General features: G+C 51.0%; 20 protein-coding genes and 1 tRNA gene. 9 read left to right on the plus strand and 12 right to left on the minus strand.

Going from position 1 to position 22,833, the window contains the following annotated elements; all coding sequences use genetic code 11:
* Window positions 1-27: 27 nt before the first annotated feature.
* Window positions 28-1,626 carry a T9SS type A sorting domain-containing protein gene (locus tag VF399_03735; protein ID HEX7319453.1) on the plus strand — a complete coding sequence of 533 codons (1,599 nt, stop codon included), beginning with the start codon at window positions 28-30 and terminating at the stop codon, window positions 1,624-1,626.
* Window positions 1,627-1,850: 224 nt separating this feature from the next.
* Here VF399_03735 and VF399_03740 read toward each other — a convergent pair whose 3' ends face one another.
* The 9 genes from VF399_03740 to VF399_03780 form a co-directional block, all read right to left on the minus strand.
* A complete protein-coding gene (locus VF399_03740; protein HEX7319454.1) occupies window positions 1,851-2,489 on the minus strand; it encodes a hypothetical protein in 639 nt (212 codons plus the stop codon).
* Window positions 2,486-3,349 carry a hypothetical protein gene (locus tag VF399_03745; GenBank protein HEX7319455.1) on the minus strand — a complete coding sequence of 288 codons (864 nt, stop codon included), beginning with the start codon at window positions 3,347-3,349 and terminating at the stop codon, window positions 2,486-2,488. The genes VF399_03740 and VF399_03745 overlap by 4 nt, the downstream gene beginning before the upstream one ends.
* Window positions 3,346-4,008: a hypothetical protein gene (locus VF399_03750; GenBank protein HEX7319456.1), complete on the minus strand. Its 663-nt coding sequence runs from the start codon at window positions 4,006-4,008 to the stop codon at window positions 3,346-3,348. Before VF399_03750 ends, VF399_03745 begins: the two co-directional genes overlap by 4 nt.
* A gap of 9 nt (window positions 4,009-4,017) precedes the next feature.
* Window positions 4,018-5,103: a fibronectin type III domain-containing protein gene (locus tag VF399_03755; protein HEX7319457.1), complete on the minus strand. Its 1,086-nt coding sequence runs from the start codon at window positions 5,101-5,103 to the stop codon at window positions 4,018-4,020.
* Complete coding sequence (locus VF399_03760) at window positions 5,100-5,534, minus strand: endonuclease domain-containing protein (protein HEX7319458.1); 435 nt, start codon at window positions 5,532-5,534, stop codon at window positions 5,100-5,102. The genes VF399_03755 and VF399_03760 overlap by 4 nt, the downstream gene beginning before the upstream one ends.
* Entirely contained in the window at window positions 5,500-5,853 is a 354-nt protein-coding gene (locus VF399_03765; GenBank protein ID HEX7319459.1) for a hypothetical protein, read from the minus strand. The genes VF399_03760 and VF399_03765 overlap by 35 nt, the downstream gene beginning before the upstream one ends.
* Window positions 5,837-6,121 (minus strand): MazG nucleotide pyrophosphohydrolase domain-containing protein, encoded by a 285-nt coding sequence (locus tag VF399_03770; protein HEX7319460.1) that lies wholly within the window; start codon window positions 6,119-6,121, stop codon window positions 5,837-5,839. Before VF399_03770 ends, VF399_03765 begins: the two co-directional genes overlap by 17 nt.
* Window positions 6,122-6,234: 113 nt before the next feature.
* Window positions 6,235-7,431: a hypothetical protein gene (locus VF399_03775; GenBank protein ID HEX7319461.1), complete on the minus strand. Its 1,197-nt coding sequence runs from the start codon at window positions 7,429-7,431 to the stop codon at window positions 6,235-6,237.
* 10 nt (window positions 7,432-7,441) lie between these two features.
* Window positions 7,442-9,085, minus strand: a complete 1,644-nt coding sequence (locus VF399_03780; protein ID HEX7319462.1) for a hypothetical protein — start codon at window positions 9,083-9,085, stop codon at window positions 7,442-7,444.
* Between the two features lie 265 nt (window positions 9,086-9,350).
* Here VF399_03780 and VF399_03785 point away from each other — a divergent pair, with 265 nt between their 5' ends.
* A complete protein-coding gene (locus VF399_03785; GenBank protein HEX7319463.1) occupies window positions 9,351-9,929 on the plus strand; it encodes a lysophospholipid acyltransferase family protein in 579 nt (192 codons plus the stop codon).
* Window positions 9,926-10,747, plus strand: a complete 822-nt coding sequence (gene ispH, locus VF399_03790; GenBank protein HEX7319464.1) for a 4-hydroxy-3-methylbut-2-enyl diphosphate reductase — start codon at window positions 9,926-9,928, stop codon at window positions 10,745-10,747. Before VF399_03785 ends, ispH begins: the two co-directional genes overlap by 4 nt.
* Here ispH and VF399_03795 read toward each other — a convergent pair whose 3' ends face one another.
* Genes VF399_03795 through VF399_03805 form a run of 3 tightly spaced genes read right to left on the minus strand, consistent with a single transcriptional unit; the run spans window position 10,748 to window position 14,617 of the window.
* Window positions 10,748-12,400: a hypothetical protein gene (locus VF399_03795; GenBank protein HEX7319465.1), complete on the minus strand. Its 1,653-nt coding sequence runs from the start codon at window positions 12,398-12,400 to the stop codon at window positions 10,748-10,750. It abuts the gene before it with no gap.
* Between the two features lie 6 nt (window positions 12,401-12,406).
* Window positions 12,407-13,114: an ABC transporter ATP-binding protein gene (locus tag VF399_03800; GenBank protein HEX7319466.1), complete on the minus strand. Its 708-nt coding sequence runs from the start codon at window positions 13,112-13,114 to the stop codon at window positions 12,407-12,409.
* 36 nt (window positions 13,115-13,150) lie between these two features.
* Complete coding sequence (locus VF399_03805) at window positions 13,151-14,617, minus strand: transglutaminase-like domain-containing protein (GenBank protein HEX7319467.1); 1,467 nt, start codon at window positions 14,615-14,617, stop codon at window positions 13,151-13,153.
* 371 nt (window positions 14,618-14,988) lie between these two features.
* Here VF399_03805 and VF399_03810 point away from each other — a divergent pair, with 371 nt between their 5' ends.
* The 6 genes from VF399_03810 (at window position 14,989) to VF399_03835 (ending at window position 22,804) form a co-directional block, all read left to right on the plus strand.
* The gene (locus VF399_03810) at window positions 14,989-15,252 is read left to right on the plus strand and encodes a hypothetical protein (GenBank protein HEX7319468.1); all 264 of its coding nucleotides are present in this window, start codon (window positions 14,989-14,991) and stop codon (window positions 15,250-15,252) included.
* Window positions 15,253-15,258: 6 nt separating this feature from the next.
* Window positions 15,259-16,053: an ATP-dependent sacrificial sulfur transferase LarE gene (gene larE / locus VF399_03815; protein HEX7319469.1), complete on the plus strand. Its 795-nt coding sequence runs from the start codon at window positions 15,259-15,261 to the stop codon at window positions 16,051-16,053.
* A gap of 9 nt (window positions 16,054-16,062) precedes the next feature.
* Window positions 16,063-17,148 (plus strand): chromate efflux transporter, encoded by a 1,086-nt coding sequence (chrA, locus tag VF399_03820; GenBank protein HEX7319470.1) that lies wholly within the window; start codon window positions 16,063-16,065, stop codon window positions 17,146-17,148.
* A gap of 127 nt (window positions 17,149-17,275) precedes the next feature.
* Window positions 17,276-17,348: transfer RNA gene (locus tag VF399_03825), tRNA-Met, on the plus strand.
* A 35-nt stretch (window positions 17,349-17,383) separates the two neighbouring features.
* Window positions 17,384-20,491 carry an ABC transporter substrate-binding protein gene (locus VF399_03830; protein HEX7319471.1) on the plus strand — a complete coding sequence of 1,036 codons (3,108 nt, stop codon included), beginning with the start codon at window positions 17,384-17,386 and terminating at the stop codon, window positions 20,489-20,491.
* A gap of 114 nt (window positions 20,492-20,605) precedes the next feature.
* Window positions 20,606-22,804, plus strand: coding sequence for a hypothetical protein (locus VF399_03835; GenBank protein ID HEX7319472.1), 2,199 nt, complete (start codon window positions 20,606-20,608; stop codon window positions 22,802-22,804).
* Window positions 22,805-22,833 lie beyond the last annotated feature (29 nt).

The raw sequence follows: 22,833 nt of genomic DNA on the forward strand, positions 1-22,833 counted from the left end.
ACTAACTAGCTAATGAAAGGAGAAAAAATGAAGTATGTAGTTGCACTATTAGTTGTTGCAACCGTAATGTTCGCGGGCACGAAGCCGGTGATCAATGAGATGTATATTGATAACGGCACCGCGGTGCCCAGCTACGGTAATGACTGGCGCGATGGATATCTTGTGGATTCTTCCGCCAACCAGTACACGCTGGCCCTGACGCACCAGGAATGTATTTCGTATAACGAGACCGCGGACGCCATTGCCGTCGTTAACCGTGACTATCAGGTCAGCGGCGTACTGAACGTTCACAGCGCTGACGGTGGTTTGTCATTCTGGATGGATGACTGGAGCGTTTACGGGCAGGATTTCGGGCCCGGGCGATATCCCACGGCGATCGCCGCTGATGCGGCGCCCTATATATCGTTCCCATACCTGTATTCCGGCGCATGGGGCGGTGGTGGCGGGCAGTATTGCTCAGGCGGCTGGTACAGCTCGGCTTGGGACCCGGCAATCGATCTCTATCCCGGGAACGGGTTTGTTCAGACCGTGATCGGGAAGGAAATGCCCAACGGCAATATGTGCTTTATCCTCTACGGGACGAGCCCGTTCCAGCTGTATTACCGTACCTATACGCCAGATCTGGGCACCCTGCTCAGTCAGGGAACTTTGAGCGCCGCGGCCACGTACTACTGGGGATGGGACAGCAATCTGAATGCGGGTATCGCCTACGTGTTCTATTGCGATGATGCCCTCAATGTTTATTATCGCACGTCCACCGATGGCGTCACCTGGACCTCCGAGGCCTCCTATAATCTGGTCTGGCCGAACCCCTACACGAATAACCTGATCGACCTGTCCACGGGCGTTCAGGCGTGCGTGAAGGATGATGGCAATCCCGTTCTCGTGTTCGACAACCGAAACGGCGATGACGGGACCTACCCGCCGTACAGCAAGGTCTACGTGTCAACGGCATCGGGCGCGGCTTGTACGCAGGTTTCGCCCACCGGCGCGGATTCAGAGCGTTACTATGTCACGATCGGGACCGCCGGGACCAAGGTCGGCGTGATCTACTGCCAGCCCAGGAACAACCTCGACGATTCGTTGACCTGGCTTGATGTTTTCTATACGCAGTCCGAAAACGGCGGCACGACCTGGTCGACGCCCGTGAACCAGACCTCGGATCATACAAGGCGGACCTGCATACCGCAGCTTTCCAAGAGGCTTGACGCCGCGAGGAACCGCGGGTATATGCTTTACGGCAACGCGATCGGGAGCGATGTGGACCTGATGTGGGCCTATGATGCGCAATCCGCAAGAGCGACCCGCATTTATTTCCAGACCGTATCTGCGACCGGCGTCGCTGAGAACAAGAGCGAGCTGCCGACAAGGATCGCTCTCAATGTGAAGCCTAACCCCGTCCGCGGTCATGCGGCCCTTACGTACTCGCTGCCTAACGCGGGCAACGTCTCCTTGAAGCTCTTCTCGACCGACGGACGTCTGGTCAGGGAGCTTGAGCATGGGACAAGGGAAACCGGTGTCTACACGGTCAATATCGGCACCAGCGACCTGGTGAGCGGAACTTACTTCGTAGTGCTTGAGACCGCTGGGAATACCATCAGCAGCACGATGGTGGTCACTCGGTGATCTAAAGCAATACAGAATAAAAAGGGGCGGTTGTTCACCGCCCCTTTTTTGTTGGTCTTTCTGATCTGTCTAGTTTCTCTGGTCTTTTTAGTTCACCTGATATCCTGATGTCCTGATATCCATATCCTGATAAACTGTATCTCTTCTCCTTTTCATCTCTTCATCTCTGCTTCTCTTCATGCTTTTTGTCCTACCCTCTTACCTTCTCAACTTCCTAACTTCAGCTATTTTATCACGCCCAGCCATGTGCCCAGGATGAATTGCAGGCGTCCGATCAGCAAGCTCACGCGCGCCATGACCGTGTAGCCGAAAGCCGCGCCGAACCCGATCATAACGAAGAAAATACCGATGCGCGAGGTCACTTTCAGGATCCCTTTTTGTTCGCGGGAAAAATAGAAATAGGAGACAACGCAGATAACGCCCAGGAATAGGATCGCCGACCAGATGATGCCGGTCGAACCTGCGTGCCAGCGCTGGAAATTGTACGGCGTGAGGATCGTGCCCTGGACCTGCTTGATGATGTAGGCCTGGATCGTGGCCGGGATCGATGCGCCGATACCATAACCCATCAAGATGCCGATCGGAATGCGGACAAGCCATGATATTTTGGGGATAAAACGCGTGAAGTAGAGCGCGCCGATGATGAAGGGGATGATCAGGATGAGCCGGCCCCGGAACAACGGGTTGAACAAGGTCGGCACGAGAATGTTGTGATAATAGAAGGTCACGGCGTAGCCGTTGGACACACCGACAAAGATATGCTCGGCCACTTTATAGAAAGGGTTGTCCCGATAAAGAAAGGAGAAGATCGCCAACGTCAACAATGCGCCGATCCAGACCCATGGGTCAAATGAGATGTTCATTTCTTCCTCCCTTTAATAAAGTAGCCGATGTTCCCGATGATGATGAATGCGATCATGACCAGGTGGGCATAGGTCAGTGAGGGCAGGGATTCACTGGCCTTTCTCCTTGCCTTGATGTGCAGTTCGCTGGCGATCATTTCCTCGTATTCGGCCGCGCCTTTCATACCGACCATTAAGCCGGAGAATTGGCCGGTCTGTAGATAGGAATAGAACTCCGACCCGGATACTGCGGTCACGCCGGCGCCAACCTTTAGACCGAACCGGTTCTGGGCGTATTCGATCCACCAGCGGGGGACATCACTGCTGCTCAGCGATACGAGTAGACCGACGTTCCGGTAGTTCTTGATGCGTTTCATCAGGGGCAGCGTATCGGTCTTGTTGCCGTAGTAGTCTGTTTTATAGACATTGGCAATGCTCTCGCCCATACCCAGGATCGGGACCAGAGGAGGCGGTTGCCAGCCGAGAAATACATAGTCCCGGCCGTACAGTATGCTGTCAGCATTGGTCTTGGCGTTTTTGTTGAATTCTTCAGTGATCTGGGTCAGAGCGCTCTGAGCCATACCCAGGGGCTGGACATAGAGGGAAAGGACCAATATCTTTATTCTCCGCGTGAAAGCGTGGCGCAGGATCGACAAAGCCATGGGTTGCAGCTCGGGCACATCGCGCGGGTCGTATTCAAAGTTGATGATCATTGCCTTGTTCGGCGGGATCGCTTCCACGGCATTAAAAAGTTTCTGTACCGGTTCCATAACCCGGACCCGAAGCGGTACATTAAAAAGCATGGGCAGGATCACCACGATGGCCAGTATCAGGTAGATGATCCGGCGATCGATCTTAAGCATCCTTTCAACGAATTTCATTCGCCACCTCCGCCGAGCCAGTTACGTTCTATGCCCAGCAGGATCTTCAGCGCCGTTGCCAGCATGCCGAGGGCGACGCCCAGCAAGATCCCACGTTGAGCTGCCACGTTGGGGACATCCATTATCCACTGCGCAAATGATGGCAGGCGGTGGGAGATCTGGTCACCAAAGGGAAGGATCCCGATCATGACCACGAAAGCTGAAAGAAGCAATAATGTCGCTTCCGGCGACCGTGCCCGAAACGCCCGGTAAGCGGCCGATGCCATGAGGAAGGCAAGAAGCGCGAACATCGTGGAACCGAGGGGGACTTCAACGTTCAGGTATATGCTCTGGATGTCAAAATGGAATGTGCTGATGTGAGTCGGAAGCGGGCCGGTACCGGCGACACCGCCGAAAAGACCGATTATTGAAGTAACGGCAAAGGTTAATAATAAGACCCATGAGTACTGCCAGTTTTCCCGGTGCCGTTTTATTTTATCGAAATGGACGCGGATGAGACTGCCCAGTCCGAGGACGAGCGCGAACGCGGCGACGATCTTCATGATGTCATTGCGGAAGAAATCATCGGTTTTTTGGACGGCGGGGTGGGGGATCAAAAAGGGTATGATGCCCATGATGCCTACGATGAAAACCAGGATCAGCGGAAGCGTTCTCTTCATTGGTTCCTCCTATTTAAAAAGATTAAGGACTGGGAACTTCGTCAAAAGCCCGATGATCGAAGCCGCGATCAAAGCGATGCCGATAATGAGTTTGGAGAAGTCTTCACCTTTGATGCCGCCCATAAGCAGGGGCTCCTTGGAAATATAAGCGGATGCCGCATACAACTCCTCGCCGATCAGGGTGAAGTCGCATGCGGTGACAAAGAACGGCAGCTGTGATACCTGGTCCGTGCCCGCGATCTGGATTGCGCCGGTGGACGCGCCGGTCTCGGCCATGATCAGCGATTCAGCGCGGAACCAGCCGATCAGAAAATTGGTCGCGGGTTTTTCCCGCACCATGATGCCGTCAACCGCTGCCGCGTAGGCGAACTGGGAATCCGTGACGAAATAGACGCTGTCCGGGTCAAAAGCATCGGGCCGGCCGACCGAACTGTACGCTTCCTTGACTATCTCCCGCGCCACGGTATAGACGATCGGGTCGGAATGAGGATTTATGAACCGAGTGTTATATTGGGCGCACTTCTTGGCGACTTCGCCGATGATGTTGAGAGAAGCGATGGTCGCGATGTCCTCGATGTAACCGATGCCCGTGGTATACAGGATGGGTTTGCCCATTTCGGTTGCCCTGCCCACCGCGTCGTCGATGGCTTGAAGCCCAGCGATCTTCCGGATATAGAGCTCTTTGCCTTTGCGGGCGTGGTAGATGTAATACAGGATTATGAAACCGAAGATCGCCAGGGCGATGAAAATGTTCAGTTTATTGCGGTCGATCCACTGGGCACTGCTTTTTACCGGTGTGGATATTCCGGAAAACGCCCTGATCGTATCCTGAACCGCGGCCACTTTGTAATAGTATTGTTTGTTGTCCTCGGTCTCGTCCTGGATGAAATTCTTGCCGTTCCCGATGAAGTTTATTTTTTCAAAATCGACGCCGTTATCGCTGCGATAGATCTCGTAATTCGTCAGGACGGCGTCGTCGGGAGATAATTGCCATTCGATGTTTATTGTGCCGCCACCATCGTCAGGGGCGTCATACGCCTTCAGATCGGTGGGCGGAGCAAGGGCCACTGTGAATGCTAAAAAGATCAGGGTCATACAACCTCCTTATTTTTGTGTTTCTCTCTTGTTGTTTCCTCTCCTCTTTGAGGAGAGGGTAAGGGTGAGGAGTTCAAATCCTTATTTTTTATTTGATTCAGAATATCCTCCAAAACAGCATTCAGATTCAATAGAACATCCCTGTCAGAATATCGCAGGACAAGGATACCCTTATGTTTTAAATAAGCACTGCGTTTTGTGTCATAATAGAGTATTGTACTCTGCAAATGTTGACTGCCGTCAATTTCAATACATAAGTTGCGCTCAGGACAGAAGAAATCAAGTATGTAAGAACCTACAGGATGTTGCCTTCGGAATTTGGTATGGATAAGTTGTCTATTTCGAATCTTAGACCATAGTTTCTTTTCTGCGTCAGTCATGTTTTTTCGTAGCTGTTTAGCTCTTAAGGTTTTTATTTTTGTTTTTATCAATGTAAACCCTCACCTTTATCCTCTCCCTTGGAAAGGGAGAGGGATGGAAAAGGAGTATCTCCTCCCTTGGAAAGGGAGAGGGATGGAAAAGGGGTATCTCCTCCCTTGGTAAGGGAGAGGAATGGAAAAGGGGTATCTCCTCCCTTGGAAAGGGAGAGGGATGGAAAAGGGGTATCCAGGTCCTTTGGAAGGACGAGGGATATGAGCGGAGTGTATTCTTTTGTAGGGAAGAGGGGTGGAGAATAAGAATTTTTCTCCCGTATATCCCTCTCCTCTTTGAGGAGAGGGTAAGGGTGAGGAGTTCATTCTCGGCATCCACACGGCTTTTCCCCGCATTTCGGGCAGCCGCGCCCGTACTTTTTCATGGCGCGCTCCGCATCAATGCCCAGAATCGAGCCGACCGATAATAGCCAGGCCAGGGAATCGGCGAATTCTTCCTCTATTCTTTTCTTTTCGCCCTTACGGATCGCACGGGCGAGTTCGCCGATCTCTTCGATGAGCCAGTTAAAGGTTTTGGGTAAGCCGCGTTTGGAATCTCTCTTGAAATAGATCTGCTGGATCAAGGACTGGTGCCTTTTCAAATCCATTAAATAAAGTATATACTTAAATCTTTAATTTGCAAGAGCAAGATGCAGCGGCAATAAGCAGCAAAAAAGGGAAGGGTTTTTAGGCCCTTCCCTTTTGTTGACTCGAGGATCGGTTAGAAGTTGTACTCCCAGTCGTCATCCCAGTCTTCGCCGCCGATGCCGTTCCCGTTGCCGTCCAGGTAATAGTCCTTGTCGCTCTGTTTCAGGTCTTTGGACGCGAATGCGTCGGGCGCTCCGGAGGTCGCGCGCATGTAGTAGTAATCGGCGTATGTCACGTCGTCAGCGTAGTTGGTCCATATCCTGAGATTACCCGGGACAAAGCCGTCATTGTCAAAGACCTTGATGGTGGTCAGGTCGATCAGGGTTTCATCCATTTTCTTTGAGAACGTGAAGCGCGCGCCGCCAGTTATGCCGGCGACGTCGACCGTAGGCGGGATCACCGTGTCCACGCGGAAGTAACCGCCGGTATCGGGTTCGGTCGCTTCCGGCCCGTTATCGTTGCCGTCGAGCGGGAATATGTATTCGGGCGTGACCGATTTTGCCACGCGCTGCAAGTTGGCGCAGGTAATGGTGAACGTGTAGTTGGCGCCGTACGGAACGTCGCCGCTTGGCGTTACCACGACCGTTGTCGGCGTTATCGCGACGCGGGACAGCGGATAGGTCGTTCCCGTCGATTGGTTCTCGAGGTTGTAATTGCTAAGGTCCCTGAGATCGAACGTATCCATCGGTATGCTGAACAGGATCGTTATCGGCGGGGTCTGGTCAGCGGTCAGGTCCTGGTACGGGCTAAGGTCTGCGATCTTTGACTGAGCCGTGGAGATCAGGGTATCGGTATTGCCGGTCGTATAGAAAGTGGAGAGGTAGTCGTCATAGGGCGCGCCGTCGATATGGTTGTCGCCGTCAAAATCGAGCGGCGAACCATAGGTGTTCTCAAATCCGTTCAAACGGATGCTGTAAGCCGAAGCGGTTGCCAGGTCGGCAACGTACACGAAGAGCTTTTTGATGTCGGGGTAGTACTCGGTCGAAGCTACGTCCACTGCGTCGTTCGCGGTCGTGTTGGTGATGGTGATGCCGCTCAGGGTCGTTTCATCCATATAATCGGAGAAAACGATCTCGATCCGGCCCTGGATCCCGGACTGATTGCTGTAATCGTTGATCAGCGCGCCGTTCGCCGGTACAATGATCGCCACCGTCGGCAGGTTGCCGGCGCCGCCTTCGGGCACGTCCGGAATGATTTCCAGCGGATTATCGCCTTTTTTGCAGGCGAACAACACCAGCAAACTCAGCGAAAGGATCAATAGTTTTTTCATTTCGTCCTCCTTAGAATTCCAGCGTGGCCGAGATCGACCAGTTCGTCATATCGGTCAGATCGTAAAAGCCCATGAAATCGATCTGGAGATTGTCGGTTACCTGCCAGCCCGCGCCATAGTAGTAGTCGGTCGAGGGCTCATTGACCGTGTAGTCCTCATCTGTGCCCACCGGCTCCTGGCCCGGGTCGACGATCGTCTCGGTCACCGCGCCGGTACCGTCAACGATCCGGGTTCGCTCTGGTTCATACTGGATTAGGTTCTGGACGGCCGAATAATCACCCTTGTATACTTCATGGACCGCGCCGAGCCTGAACACGAACGGCTGGGTAATGTTGAATTCCAAGCCGACCGGGAAAGTCAGCGTCGTGCTGCTGCCCGTGGTTCTTGTCATCCAGGTCTCGCTGGACCAGGTCGTGCTGACATAGTCATCCGGATCCACGGTGTTGCCGTCGTTGTCATTGTATACCTCAACGTCGACCGTTGTGTCCTTGACCGCTGAAGAATCGGTGCCGTTTGCGCTGGCGAAGAAAAAGCCGATGCCGAATCTCAGACGGTCGGTGATCTTGAACAGCTGCTTGGTGCCGAGCCGGAAACCCATGTAACTTGAACTGCCGCTGTGGAAGGACGTTGTCGTCAGAGTGTCCCACGTGAAGTCCGCGAAACTGTTCTCGCTGGTCATGTGATAGGATCCGACTGCGTCATCACTGATGCTGCCTTTTTCCATGAAAAATCCCAGGAAGAACCGGCCTTGCGCGTTTTCACTATAGTTGTAGAAATCCCTGAGTTCGAGATTTATCCCCATCCCCGATTCCGGTATATCAAGGGAATCTAGGACGTTCACGGTCCGGAAAAATTGCGTATGGTCCGCGGGATCAGTATAGGTGGCGGAATCGCCGATGATCAGATCGTCCTGATTATATGAATTCATCTCGTAGCTGGCTAAAAGACCGAGCGACATTTTTTCCTTATCCATCCAGCCGCTGAAGATGATGCCGTTCAGACCACCGGTGGCGACATTGTCGCCAGCAAAAGCAGCATGGCTTTCAAATGTCAGAGAGCTTGTATTCAGGTCTTCTTCGGTGTAATCGTACGCGAAATTGTTCGCGGGGGTCGTGTACCGGCTTTCCCAGTTTTCATGACGAAAACCCAGGCCAAGACGCAAGGTGTTCATTTTGGTCCCGACGCCGAGGTAAAAGTCATTGTCTTTGCCTAAATTATAAGCTGACCGGTGGGTGGTTTCGATGATCCGCTGGTCATAGACGCCGTTGTTGTCAATGTCGTTCCAGTCGATCTCGCTGACCTCTCCATCACCGTAAATGGAATTGCCGTAGATATCATCAAGCCCGGTGTCGAGCGCATCTTTTGTATTGCTTCGGTCATAGACCATGCCCGGATAGTACCTGCTGAAATTCGTCGAACCGCCCAGCAGGACATAGGGCATACTGCCGTTGGAGAACTGGTTCTCGCTACCGATGACGAAATTCGACAGGCTGGTCCAGAGCCTGGACCCATTGATCTCGCATATCCTCGCCGGGTCAAAAAGAAGATCGTAGTCATCTTCCCACAACCCCGCGGTGGATTGATATCTGAATGATTCATCTATCAATCCAAAAGATAACGAAGCAATGAACGCGATTGCTAAGGCATATCTCATTTTACCTCCTTGTTGGTTGGTTGGTTGTTATGCCTTGTTCCATCAACACATCTGTTTTGATTATGCAGAAACCACCTCCTTTTTTATTTTTCGCATGATTTTTCAGTTTTTTATATTAAACCATAAAAAGCATTAACACTATTATATATATTATTCAAAAAAAGTCAAGGATCTTGTTGTTATAAAACCAGTATTGGCAAACCCTGATAACCTGAGACTATATGACAATCTTGAAATTGCTGGCCTAAACGGCTATAATTACACCATGAGACCGGTCTGGCTGATATCCTGGATACTGACATTCCCTTTGTTCAAGCTGTTGACCGGCGTTGAGATCGTCGGCCGCATACCCAAGAGAGGACCGCTGATCATCGCCAGTAATCACAAGTCCTTTCTCGACCCTCCGCTGATCGGCTATTCGGCGTTCCGGGAAGTGTTTTTTCTTGCCAAGCCCGACCTTTTTGCACATTCCAGGTTTTTTGCCTGGCTCATAAGGACATTTAACGCGGTAAGAATCTCGGGCACAGAAGGCTTAAGGACCGCGGTCAGGCTCTTGAAACAGGGGAAGGCGGTCGTCATTTACCCTGAAGGCACCCGGCTTAAGACCGATGGTATGCTGCCTTTTAATCCAGGCATGAGCTACCTGGCGATAACCTATGATATACCGGTCGTACCCGTGTATATCACGAACTCCAATAAAGGCGTGGGGTCATTGCTGTTCCGAATGACCACCCTGCGGATCAAATACGGCAGACCCATCCGGCCCTCGGGTTACAATAAGACCAAGGAGGATTTTGAAAGGTTTGCCTTGCGCTTGCGGGAGGAGGTCATGAACCTGCAATGAAGATCTATTACCCAAGGCACATCGGCTTCTGTTTCGGCGTAAAACGGGCGATCAGGATGGCGCTGGAAGCGGCAAAAAGCGGCGATCGCGTGTACTCGCTCGGTCCGCTGATCCATAATCGGCAGGCGGTCGAAGAGCTTAGCAGGAAAGGCATCATGCCGGTCCGGCGCTACAAGGATATCAAGGGTAAGATGGTCATCATCCGCTCGCACGGTATCCATCCGGATATTCTCCAGCGGCTTAGACGCGGGCATTTTACGATCATTGACGCGACCTGTCCCAAAGTCCGCCGCGCCCAGCTGTATGTCGAGAAACTCGCCCAGGAAGGATATTATGTCATTATCGTCGGCGAGAAGGATCATCCCGAAGTCAAGGGACTGCTGGGCTACGCCAAAGGCAAGGCTGGCATCTTCCGCGATAACCTGCGGTTGAGATCCAGAAAAATAGGGGTCGTGCCGCAGACTACCCTGAATATTGAATACCTGAATCACGCGATCGCAAAGCTCATGCCCAGCGTGCTGGAAATGAAGATCTATAATACGATCTGTTATGAAACGCAGATCCGTATCCATGAGGCAATCAGGATCGCGGAAAAAGCCGACATCATGATCATTGCCGGCGGCAAGAACAGCGCCAATACCACCCGGCTACACCAGATCTGTTCTCGTTATAAACCTTCGTATCACATCGAATCGGTGAAAGAGATCTCGAAAAAATGGGTACGGAGGGTAAAAAGCGTAGGCATCATTGCCGGCGCGTCAACCCCCCGGGAACAGATCAGGGATATCATAAGGCACCTGCATAAGATAAACAGCTGATCAAAGATCCCGTTTCTCCAGGGCCCGCAGACCGATTTTCATCGGTACGATCAGCGCCGCAACCGTCAGTGACAGGAACAGGAATACGCTCAGGGTGATCAAGAAGTAGTTGACGGGCCGGCCGAGGTACTTGCCCGCCAGGTAATTATAAGCGGGGGTTGCCAGCAGGATTATTGAGATCCCCACGTATGCCATGCTTATCAACGCCGCGATGATCCCGCCGGTCCCGGCAGCGATCCGCGAAGGGTTGTCCTCGTTGAACTGGGGGAAGCGGCTTCCCAGGCCAAGGTTGATCGAGACCAGCACACCGGCCACAAGCAGCTGGATGACCGGCATGACCAGATAGAGATCGGGATCGGTCTTGATAAAGAAATTGGAGAGGATCAGGAGACCTTCGCTCAGGATGACGGCGAGGATGACATTGAACAGGAATTTTATCTTCAGGATCCGGCGGAACGAGAATGGGGATGAAGCCAGGAGCCACAGGCCGTTGTGCTCAAGGCTCATGGCCGGGAATATGAACCGCACGCCCAGCGTCGCCAGAACAAAGCTGATATAGGCAAAATTGGCAAAGGATATGATCGTCCGCCAGAACGGCAGGTTGAAATAGAGCGGCGTCCTTGTGAGCGAGAAGACATAGATGATGAGCAGGACGGCAAAGATGAAGAGCTGAACCCATTGGGTCGGTTCCCTGATAAAGGTCAGTATATCCTTGTATAGAAATGCCCGCGTACTCCGGCCGTGATATTCCGACAGGAGCGATTTAATCTTTTGATGTTTCCCCTGGTGTTCGCCGACCGAAAGCCAGGACTGGTGGTACATGACCCGGGCAACGTAATAAGCGATAATGACCATACTCATGCTGACGAACACCAGAAGCAGAAAATAGAAATAACCAGCCGGGTCGCCGGTCTTCAATTCCTTAAGCATGCTGGTCAGCCAGGTCGAAGGTATGTAATTGCCGCCCACGGTCGCCATATTGGCGGCAACAGCGAGCAGCTCTTTCTCGCTGTTGGTTTCCATGATCTTGAGCAGCCCCGGGTTGCTGATCTTGAGATAAAGTATGGTCTGGGCGATGATGTAGAAGATGGATAGTGCGATGACATTCCGGGGCCGCAGCTGAGGAAAAAGCGCCAGCACGATGAAAATGAGAATCGAAGCCGCGGCGGCCGGAATGACCAGATAGATATATACGCTCATGACCGCCAGAGGATAATAAGCGAACACGGCCTTGGAACAGATCCCATAGGCCACGACCAACGGCAATCCCAGGACCATGGTGGCGAGCGAGGCGTATAGAGCGTTCTCCAATAGCTTGGAAAGGTAGATCGATGTCGGTCGTATGGGCAGCGAGAACAGGAAATTCAGCTCCCGGCTATTGTAGAACGTCGAGAATGAGGTGATGATATTGCTGAACAGGAGCATGACCAGGAACACAAAAAAAGCCATTTCCACGGTTCGGTCCATGATCGCCGTTCCGATCAATTCGATCGTGGTCAGGTACCTGAAAATGCTGTAAAAAAGATAATAACTGCCGGCAAAAAACGTGAGGATAACGAACGCGAACGATATCAATCTCAGGAAATGAACTCTGGTGAGGGTATTTTTTATGATCTGCAGACGGGTTTGCAAGATAAGGATGAAGTCTTTCACGGCCGGCTAACCTGACAGCGTCAGGTAGATGTCCTCGATATTGTCCGATCCCGAAATATGTGAAAGTTCGTTAAATGTTCCCGTGAACTTGAGAATGCCATGATTTATGATGCCAATGCGGGACGCAATGTCCCGGGCGAACGAAAGCGTATGGGTCGAGACCAGCAGGGTTCGGTTGCGATCTTTCAGGTCCTGGAAGATCCGCCGGATCGTTATGCTGATCTTGGGGTCCAGACCGACCAGCGGTTCATCGACCATGATGAGCAGGGGATCATGCAGGAGTAACTGGCACATTATGATCTTCTGCTTCATGCCGTGCGAATAGGTTTCGGCCGGCTGGTCCATCCATTCGCCGATCTCGAGTAGCGCGCACAGTTCGTTGATCCGCTGGTGATATAATCTTTTTTCCACACCGTAGATACTGGCAACAAAGTTAATGAATTCGCGCCCCGTGAGTTTGGGATAAATAAATGGTTCATCGGGCACAAACCCGATGCACTGCTTGGCGCTCAGGGCGTCTTTCCGGATATCAATGCCGTTGATGCAGACCGAACCCGAACTCGGGACCAGGAGGCCGGCAATGAGCTTGAGCGTCGTCGTTTTACCGGCGCCGTTGGGTCCGAGCAGGACGAATATTTCACCCGGCGTAAGTTCAAGGTTTAAGTCTCTTACCGCCCATTGCTTGCCGAATCGCTTGGATAAGTTATCGATCACCAGGGGGTTCATATCGCGCGGAGTTTATCAAGCCTTCTACTTGTATTCCAGGATATCAATTCCCAGTTTCCCGACCACGGTCAGGACCTTTGCCTGTTCCGCGATCTCGCCTTCCATGAGCTTTAAATGGTATACGTCGGCAGGGAATTGGTCAAAGGTCGGGTCCACCGCTACCCAGGATCCAAGCCATACCGCGCACCAGGCATGATACCAGTAAGAATCGCCGTAGATATTGACCAGCCCAACGTATATCTTGGCGGGGATGCCTACGGCCCGGGCCAGCGCCGTGAACAGGATCGCATGTTCGTTACAGTCGCCTTCTTTTGTCTTGAGCACGTCCAGCGCTGACGGCAGCGATGGAGTCGGGTTCTTGGCAAGCATCTTGAACACTCCATGCACCAGTTTTTCCGCGGCTTTGGCCGCGTCTTTTTCATTGCCGATAATGCTGTGCGCGGCATTGATGATATCGCGGTTATCGCTCTGGATGTAAACAGATGATTTCAGAAATTCTGTCTGGTCGTTGATCGGGATCTGCAGGGCCGGTACTTTTATGATATCGGGCCGGCTGAGTTCTATGACGAGCGGTTTCTTAGAGACTAGGATCTGATAGTCATCGGCCAACTGAAGTTCGCCGATCTCGATATTTTTAAGTTCCAGTTTCATATAGGACAGGTCCTTCCGTTCCGGGATCGGGTTCGAGACCTTTACCGCGAAGAATGAGAGCAGGTCGAAAGCCTGGTCCGGTTTTATCTCGGCAAGGGCCGCGTCTTTGGAAAGAGGGATCATTTCCAGGCCAAGGGCGGGTGAGTATTCTTTGATCAATTTAAAATCCTTGTCCAGCCACATGAACGTAATGATGCCCATGAACCGGATCTGGACCTTGGTTCCACGGTGCGCGACCCCGTTGACCAGCACGTCTTCCGGTTCGAATATCGTGATCTGCGCCGGTGACTGGGACTGCGTGGTCGGATCGAAATAGGGAAGTGATATTTCATCGCCCGGCTTCAGTCCCCGGGTTTTGATGAGCTCTTCGATCGCGTCGGGAAAGAATGGTTTCTCCTTGAGCTGGAAGGTCTTTGTCTGAGGCACGCCCTGCGAATATGAAGTCAGTTTCAAGGATGTGTTTTCGATACTGCCTTCGATCTTGGTCGGATGCCCGGCCGTATTGATCTCCAGGCTGAAATCCTTCAGGGTATAATCAGGATTGGTGTGGGCAAAGAAAGTAGTAGCAAGGCTGCGCGTTTCCTGCATCATGAAGATCGTCATCTGGCTGCGGCTTTCCACCGTGAGTCCCTGGCCGGTCCGGGTCAGTTTCGTGAAGGTGTAACCGATCCGTTCGCCATGGATGTACATGCCCAGCCATTCTTCCGAAGCACTCAATACGGTGTCGGATATCATTGATGAGCTTTCCGCCGACCTGCCTGGCCTGGGGATCTGCAGGACGAGATAAACCGTGATGATGATGATCGCTGCAGCTATGGCAAGAGTTAAAACCTTTTTCATCAGTGATTCTCTTTTGATCATATTATATTATATTCACCCTTTTTCATGAGTCAACCCCGTTAGAGATTCACCCCCGCGATATCTTTGAACAGCGGCAGTTCTTGATCACGGAAGTGCTAAGAGCACTTTCTTTCTCTAACGGGGTCAATGCTGCATCTTCCCCCTTGACTTTTTATCCTTTGTGCATATAATATAGTGTTTTTATTTTTAGATACACACTAGATATATAAAGGCAATTGAGGGCATATGAAGACAAACGGGGCAAATTGAAGGTAAATTAAGGCCTACGAAGATACATGAAAGGCAACAGAAGGCAATTAAGGCAATTGAAGGCAGGGGATGATTAGAAGGATCTTTTATCAGGAGGCTACATGAAGTCGGTTTATATATTTGGCAGACCAGGCTGCTCGGTCTGCAAAGACACTGTCCATAAGGTGAACTATTTCAAGGAAAAGGGAAAGTTTCAAGCTGAGATCAAGTATTTTGATATGGAATCGGTCGATGGCTTGGCCGAAGGTTCTTATTTTGAAGTATCTGACATACCTACAATCGTTATTATGGATGAGGACGAGGAGATCATGCGGTGGATCAAAAAACCGCCGATAAGCGAAGATTTCCTGCCGTATTTGAAATAACATCTTTTGACCGAGCGATTAAAAACTAAACTACACAGACTTCAGTATATACTAAAAAAGTATCCGGGCGTCGCCGTTGCCTTCTCCGGCGGCGTTGATTCCAGCCTGCTATTGAAAGTGGCCAGAGATTCCCTCGGGGATAAGGTGATCGCCGTGACCGGTGCATCACCTTTATATCCGCACAGCGAGACGCTCGTTGCCAAGAGGATGACGCGCTTGCTTCGCGTGAGGCACATGATCATCAGGACCACCGAGATGGAGAGTCCCGTGTTCGTAAAAAACCCGCGCAACCGCTGTTATCACTGCAAACTGCAGCTTTTTCATGATATCAGGGAGATTGCTCGCATTCACGGCTATGCCGTGGTTGAGGCGAGCAATAGATCAGACCTTTCCGATTTCCGGCCGGGTTTGAACGCTGCCCGGCGCCGGGGCGTAGTTTCTCCGCTGATCCAAGCTGGATTGACAAAAGATGAGATACGGACACTGGCCAAACATTTCCGGTTACCGAACTGGAACAAGCCGTCAATGGCGTGCCTTGCCTCACGGATCCCCTATGGTCATGTGATTGATGAGAAAACCGTCAAACGCATCGAACGGGCCGAAAGATATTTAAAGAACACAGGACTGACTCAAGTCCGGGTCAGAGACCACTACCCAGTCGCGCGTATTGAAGTGCTGGAGAAAGAAATGGCAGCCGTTATTTGCCAGCGAAAAAAGATCGCGCGATACCTCGTGGGTCTGGGTTATAAGTACGTCGCATTGGACCTGGAGAGTTATCGGACAGGGAGTATGAACAAATAGAAAAATGTCATGCTAAAGATCAGAGAACTGGCAAGGCCATTCCTTAAAGTCGGCGCTTTTGGTTTCGGCGGCGGCGTCGGCATGCTTGCCATGCTCCGCACAGAATGCGTTAAGAAAAAAAAGTGGCTGACCGATGATGAATTGTCAGTGGGCGTAGCCATTGGCCAGATGCTCCCAGGCCCATTTGTACCCAATTACTGCCAGTACATCGGTTATCATCTTAACGGCTATAAGGGCGCAATAACCGCTACTGTCGCCTTGCTTCTGCCATCGTTCATCCTGATGATGGTCCTGTCATATCTCTACCTTGTATTCCATACGCTCCCGGGTATCGGGCAGGTATTCAAGGGCATCGGCGCGGTAATGACCGCCATCATCTTGTGGGCAAGTTACGACATGGGCAAAGTCCTGATAAAAGATATCAAAGGGCTGATCGTTTTTGGCCTGGCGTTGGTTCTTTTTATCATCAAATTCGATCCGGTACTGACCGTGCTCGTCTGCGGGGGCATTAAGATCATTTTTGACCATTGTCCGTCGAAAAAATTACTAATGGCGGTTCCGATATTTATCTTTGATCTCAAGAAAGCGCTTATGCTTTTTTGGATCTTCTTTAAGACTGGTGCGATAATATTTGGCGGCGGTTATGCGGCCATACCATTTATAAAGAATGAAGTATGCAACTACCAGCAGTGGCTGACGGTCAGAGAATTTTTCGACGGTGTTGCCCTTGGTCAGATGACGCCGGGACCGGTCGCGATAACGGCGACCTTCGTGGGTTTCAAGGTCATGGGGTTGGCTGGCGCCTTTATCGCCACCATTGCGATTTTTCTTCCCTCTTTTTTAATGTTTATCATCGTCATTAAAATCTATAAAAAAATCGAAAATAACCGCTATGTAAGATCGTTCATCAGCGGTTTAAAATCCGCCATCGTTGCAATTCTCCTCTCAACTGGTATTTTCTTTGTTTTTCAGAACTGGGTAAGCATTCCATATGGTGTTTTCGGCGTGGTATGTTTGGTAATTTTGATCTTTACGAAGGTGGAGCCCATATTCTTCGTTTTGGCGGGCGTAATTTTCGGTCTGATCGTCAGATAATATTCAGGACAGAACCACGCGATTGAGCATTTGTCGGAAAATGATCTCGGTATTACGGCAGATTTCATGTTGACAAACAGTCGATTTCGTATATAATACCATTTAACCGATGTTTTTTATAGAACAAGGCGGCGTAGCTCAGATGGTAGAGCAGGAGAATCATAATCTCTGTGTCAGGGGTTCGACTCCCTTCGCCGCTATTGCTTGATGTTTGTAGAAGCGTTATCCATTACCTATGACGTCAATAACTGAATATTTCGAAAGGAACATAAGCTTAAGTGCCAAGGTGTCAGCCTATGCTGACTCGCTGAACCAGAACAGCCTGGGGTTGAATATCCTGATCCAACAGCTGGAACTGCTCTTCGTGCTGTTCCAGAGGAGCGAGACCCTGGCGCGCATAATCCGTGATTATTCGAAGAATTTCAAAAAGGACATCAGCGGTTTTAAACAGAATTTTGTCCTGCAGGAAAATTTTGTAAAGAACTCCAGCGCTCAGTTGCTGAGCATCAGCATCTTGTTGAAGACGATCGATGAAATGCTTATGTTGGTCCAGGAAAACGCCAAGCAGTTCGTTACGTCATCGCGGTCGCTGGCGCACCTGGCGAAGAATGCGGAGATAAAATCCTACCAGGCGCAGGCCGAAGGCCGGGGCCTGGCGGTGATCGCCAGAGAATCGCTGTCGTTGGCCAACCGCGCTCAGGCACCGTTTGAGGATTTCGAGATGATGCTGCGCGTTTTGAAAGAAACAGCGCAGCCCGTGATCGAACAGCTGGGAACGATCATCGAGATCTCGCAGCGGTCGACTTCATTGCTCACCAGGGTTATGGATTCGCTGAGAATAATCGACGACACGGTAACCTCCCTGCAAAAGATCATTACCGGTATCGAACAGCAGAACGCCCTGTACAAAGATTTGAAAAACAACGTATCGAACGAGGTCGGCCAGCTGAAGGATCAGCTGGCGACGTCGCAGAACACGATCGATGACATGTCCGTGACGTGCGCGGAGATCAATTCGCTTGCCCAGATCCTGCACACGCTCAGCACGATCATAGAAACAGACGGACCTTCGGATGCTAACCAGCATATCGTCAGCCAGTTCAACCACGCGCTCCAGGAGAATACCCGGCTGCTGGACCGGCTGCCGATGGGGCGGAAGCCGCCGCTGTTTTTACACCGCATTTATGCCAATATTCAGGGGATCGTGGCACAGATCGAGGAGTTGAACCGTTCGACCCGAGAACTGGCACTGTTCGGCGATAACCTCTATAATCAAATGAACGAGATCGTCGAACTGGAAGGCCAGCTCGATACTTTTCATGATGACGCTAAACGGATGGTCACGGACCTTAATCAACTGGGAACGGCGCTGGATCGTGATCTGGTAAGGATCGAGGACGTGGTCATGGCCGCAGGCAAGATATTTTCAAAGATCAAGACGCTCTCGGTGTTTGCCCGGATCGAAGAAAGCAGGTGCATGGACAAGCGGGCGGTAATATCGCCGGTGGTCCAGGAATTCACGGATCTGGCCCTCAATACGGAAAAACCGTTCATGAGCATGGGAGTAAAACTGGCGCAGTTAAAAAAGGACGTCCACCGCCTGAGCCGCGAAGCATTGAGCGAGATCTACGTAAAACCGCCGACACCTGATTACAGCAAGATCAAGATCTTCCTCGATGATATGGTCAGGGTCCTGCAGGAAAAGAGCAAGGCTGCCGCTGAGATCATGAAAATAACCCAGGACCTGACCAACCGCAATGCATCGATGAGAGAGCTCGGTGAGCTTTACGAAGAAGCATTGAACACGATCACTCAGCTGCGGACGCCGCTCGAGCATCTGGCACGCCGGAAACCAGCATCCACACCCGCGGTATTAAAGAGCAAGATCGTTATCGACGCGGAGCTTACGGCCGAGCCGGTCACGGTCAATCCGGACCTCGTGACCGATATGAACTCGCATAATCTGGTCGGCAACGTTTACTCCGGTCTTTTCCAGTTCGGCGAAGGCGTTGATGTCATACCCGGGTTGTGCCAGGAATACACGGTCTCGCGCGACGGCACCGAATATGTGTTCCGTCTTAAAGAAGGACTCAAGTATCACAACGGTGCTCATGTCTCGATCGATGATGTGAGGGATGGATTTTTACGGGCATTGCAGGGGCCGAACTTTAACCTGTTTGAGATGATCGCCGGCGCCGGCGAGTATATTTCGACCAAGCAAAAAGATCGGCTGCACATCCGGATCATCGATAATCACAACCTCCAGGTGAAGATCGAGTATCCGTACCTTCCTTTTCTGGCGAACCTGGCAACCCATGGCGCTGATCCGTACATACCCGGCGAGCACCCCTTGAGCACGGGACCGTTCAAGATCGCGGCCTGGGAACGGGGAAAATGCATCATTCTTGAAGCCAATGAACATTATTTTGAAGGGAGGCCGACCATTGATACGGTCAACTTCCATATCCAGGAGACTGACGAGGACAGCTATGACCGCTTTATGGGAGGGAATCTTGCGGTCTATCGCCCGGCCGCAACTTCGCTGCTAAAACTGCGTCGCAAGTGTCCTGAAACTATTTTTACGATCCCCGAACTCTCGATCCAGTTTTTGTGCATGAACTGCACGAAATCACCGTTCAATAACAGTCTTATCCGCAAAGCGGTCGCCCACGCTATCGATACAAAAAGTCTGGTCAAGAATTTCCTGGAAAACACCGCTTTGCCGGCAAAAGGGATCTTTCCTCCTTCCATGAGGGTCCACAACCCGCGCCGGGTTGGATATCAGTTCAATCCGCAGAAGAGCCGTGATATGCTGGCAGGGGCCGGGTTCAAACATGGTCTACCTGATGTATATCAGCTGGATCTTGATGAATCGCCCCAGGTCGTCAAACGCGGTGAATTTATCAGAGACCATCTTGAGAAAGTGGGTATCCGGATCGAATTGAACCCGCTGTCCTGGCGAACACTGCTGGACAAGACCTACAAAGGACATTCGATCCTATCGTTGCAGGGATGGGTAAGCGATAACGGGGATCCTGATAATTTCATGTATCCATTATTCCATTCAAGTTCCTTCGGCAATTCGGGTAATACGTTTTTCTTCAATCATCCGGGTGTTGATAGTAGTATCGTCGAGGGGCGCAAAATACGCAATATCAACCAAAGAATTCTGCATTACCAGCAGCTTGAACAGAAGATCCTTGATGAAATGCCGGGCGTGGTTCTCTATCATTCGCTGGAGAATGTTGCGATCCAAAGAAAGATCATCGGATTTAAACCCCATCCGTTGGGGTTGCTCAGATTCAAGTTCGTTTATCCCCACGAAACGGGGGCAAAGGTATGAATAGACCGGGGGGAGGAATGATCCAAGCGCCGGATGCTGGGCCACGGGTCCATATAATAGGGTTAGCGAAGGGATTGACAAGACCCATGAAAATGAATATAAGTAGGGGGCACCATGGCTAAAAAAGATGAAAAAGATGATATAGATATTCTGGCGGACCTTGAGGAAAAGCTCGGTGAACTTGAAAAGGTGGAAAAGGACATTGCCGCTAAGAATAAGGAATTGAAGACCACGGAGGACAAGCTGGCAGAGGTTTATTCTTCCCAGATGGAAGCGTCATCAGAGGTCGAGGATCTTAAAAAAACTCTGCAGGAATTGCGGAAAGACGAGAAAACCATGCGGGATTCGGTCAAAACCATGGAAAAGGACGCCCAGCGCGCTGAAACATCGCAGAAAGAATACAGCAAATTGTCCACTGACAGTGAAAAACTTTCGTCCAAGGTAAAAGAACTCAAAACCGAGCATGATAAGTTGATGGACGAAAAGGGCCGGTTTGACAGCAAACTGGAGGAAGCGCGCGAAAAATACCGGGATCTTTCGAAAAACCTCAATACCCTGGAATCCGATTATAATAAAAAGCATAAAGAATACGCGGAACTGGAAAAAAATCACAACGAAATAAAGAGCCGGACCGAGGAGCTCAAGAGCGAGTATCAAAACATTGAGCAGACCCTTCGAACGGCGCTGGCGGACCTGCGGGCGACCGAGAAAGACCTCAAGATCATGAATGAGGAGAGGAATACGCTGACCAAGGAACTCAGCACGGCCCGCAAGTCGTTTGAAAAAGAAGATTCTAAATACCAGAAACTTTCGGGCGAAGTCACCGCGCTGGCCAACAGGAAAGAGGAATTGGAAAAGGAGATCGTTAGCCTGAGGGAAGAGGAGCCGGAGTTGGCCGCGCGCGTCAAGGAATTAAAGGATGACCTTATCGAGCAGACCGAATCGGTAGAGTCGCTGCAGAACAAGATCAAGGGGTTGACGAAAGAAGAGGAGCGTCTTCATAAAGAGAACGAAGAATTCACGAAACTAAAGAACGAATACGACAAGACCAAGCAGGAGCTGAAGAAATTGAAGGAAGAAGAATCGGATCTGGTGTCCCAGATATCGAACTACCAGCTGGAGCAGACGACGCTTGAAGCATCCATAAAAGATATGGATGATAAGTATAAGGACGCCAAGAAGAAAGAATCCGACCTGCAGAAGGAGAGCACTAAAGGCGCCAAGGAGCTGGAAACTCTGACCGGCGAGATCGCGGTTTTGAAAAAGGACCAGGAAGCGCTGACGCCAAAGGTCAGCGAGCTTAAGGCGATGGAAAGAGATCTGCGAAAGATCGAACCCGAGTACAAGAAACTGGCGGCTGAGCACGAGACTCGCAAGAAGGAAGCGACCGAACTCGGCAGCTCGATCGAGCTGGCGAAGAAAAAAATAAGCGAATTGAAACCAGAGGTGGAAAAGCTCGAGGAAATGAGCAAAGAGAGCAAGGCGGCCAAAGCCGAGCTTGAAAAGGCCAGCAAGGAACTGAAGGAAGCGAAGGAAAAGCTTGTTGAATACAGTGATGAATACAAGAAAATGAAAGAAGAACTGCCGGCCATGAAGAAAGAATACGGCGAGCTGCAGGAAGCCCTCGAAGAAAGTGAAAAAGTCAAACAACTGCTGGATACACGGAAGAAAGAAATGTCCTTGACCGAAGGCAAACTGAAGGATCGCAGTAACGAGGTCGAGGAATTGGAAGAGAAACTGGAGCTTTTGAAGAAAGAGGAAGAAAAGGCCGCTGAAAATTTGAATAAAGAGACCAGGGAGCTCCTGGCCGAGCGGGACGGCTATCAGAAGGAGATCAATAAGCTCACCGAGCAGAAAAGAACGCTCGAAGAAAAGATGGGCGATCTGAAGATCAAAACTTCAGAGTTCGAAGGCAAGGTGGAGAAGGCGAAAGCCGTCGACGCGAACATGCTATCCAAGATCGACCAGCGGCGAGCGGAATTGATCGAAGTCGACAACGAGATCGAGGAAAAACGCAAACAAATAGCCCAGATGCTAACGGTCGAGCAGGACAAACTGGAACGCATGCAAAAGGAATCCCAGGAACTGGAAGCCAAGAGAAAAGAAGCTTCTGTCGTTATTTTGAAAGCCGACGATTTCAAGAGCTCGGTGTCGAAACTGATGGTTCAGAAAGAAAGCCTGGACAAGGAAGTCCATGACAAAAAGGCGGAGTTGGAAAAGATCAAGATCTTCATCGCCCGTCTTAAAGAGGCGCAAGCGTCACCACAGAAAGAAACGAAAGACAAGGACAAGAAACAGCCGATATCATTCTGAAAAACCAATAATGCGAATGATATCGAATC

It is taken from the genome of bacterium (genome assembly GCA_036382775.1).
Taxonomy (GTDB): domain Bacteria; phylum Hydrothermota; class Tepidihabitantia; order SM23-42; family JAOAFX01; genus DASVHD01.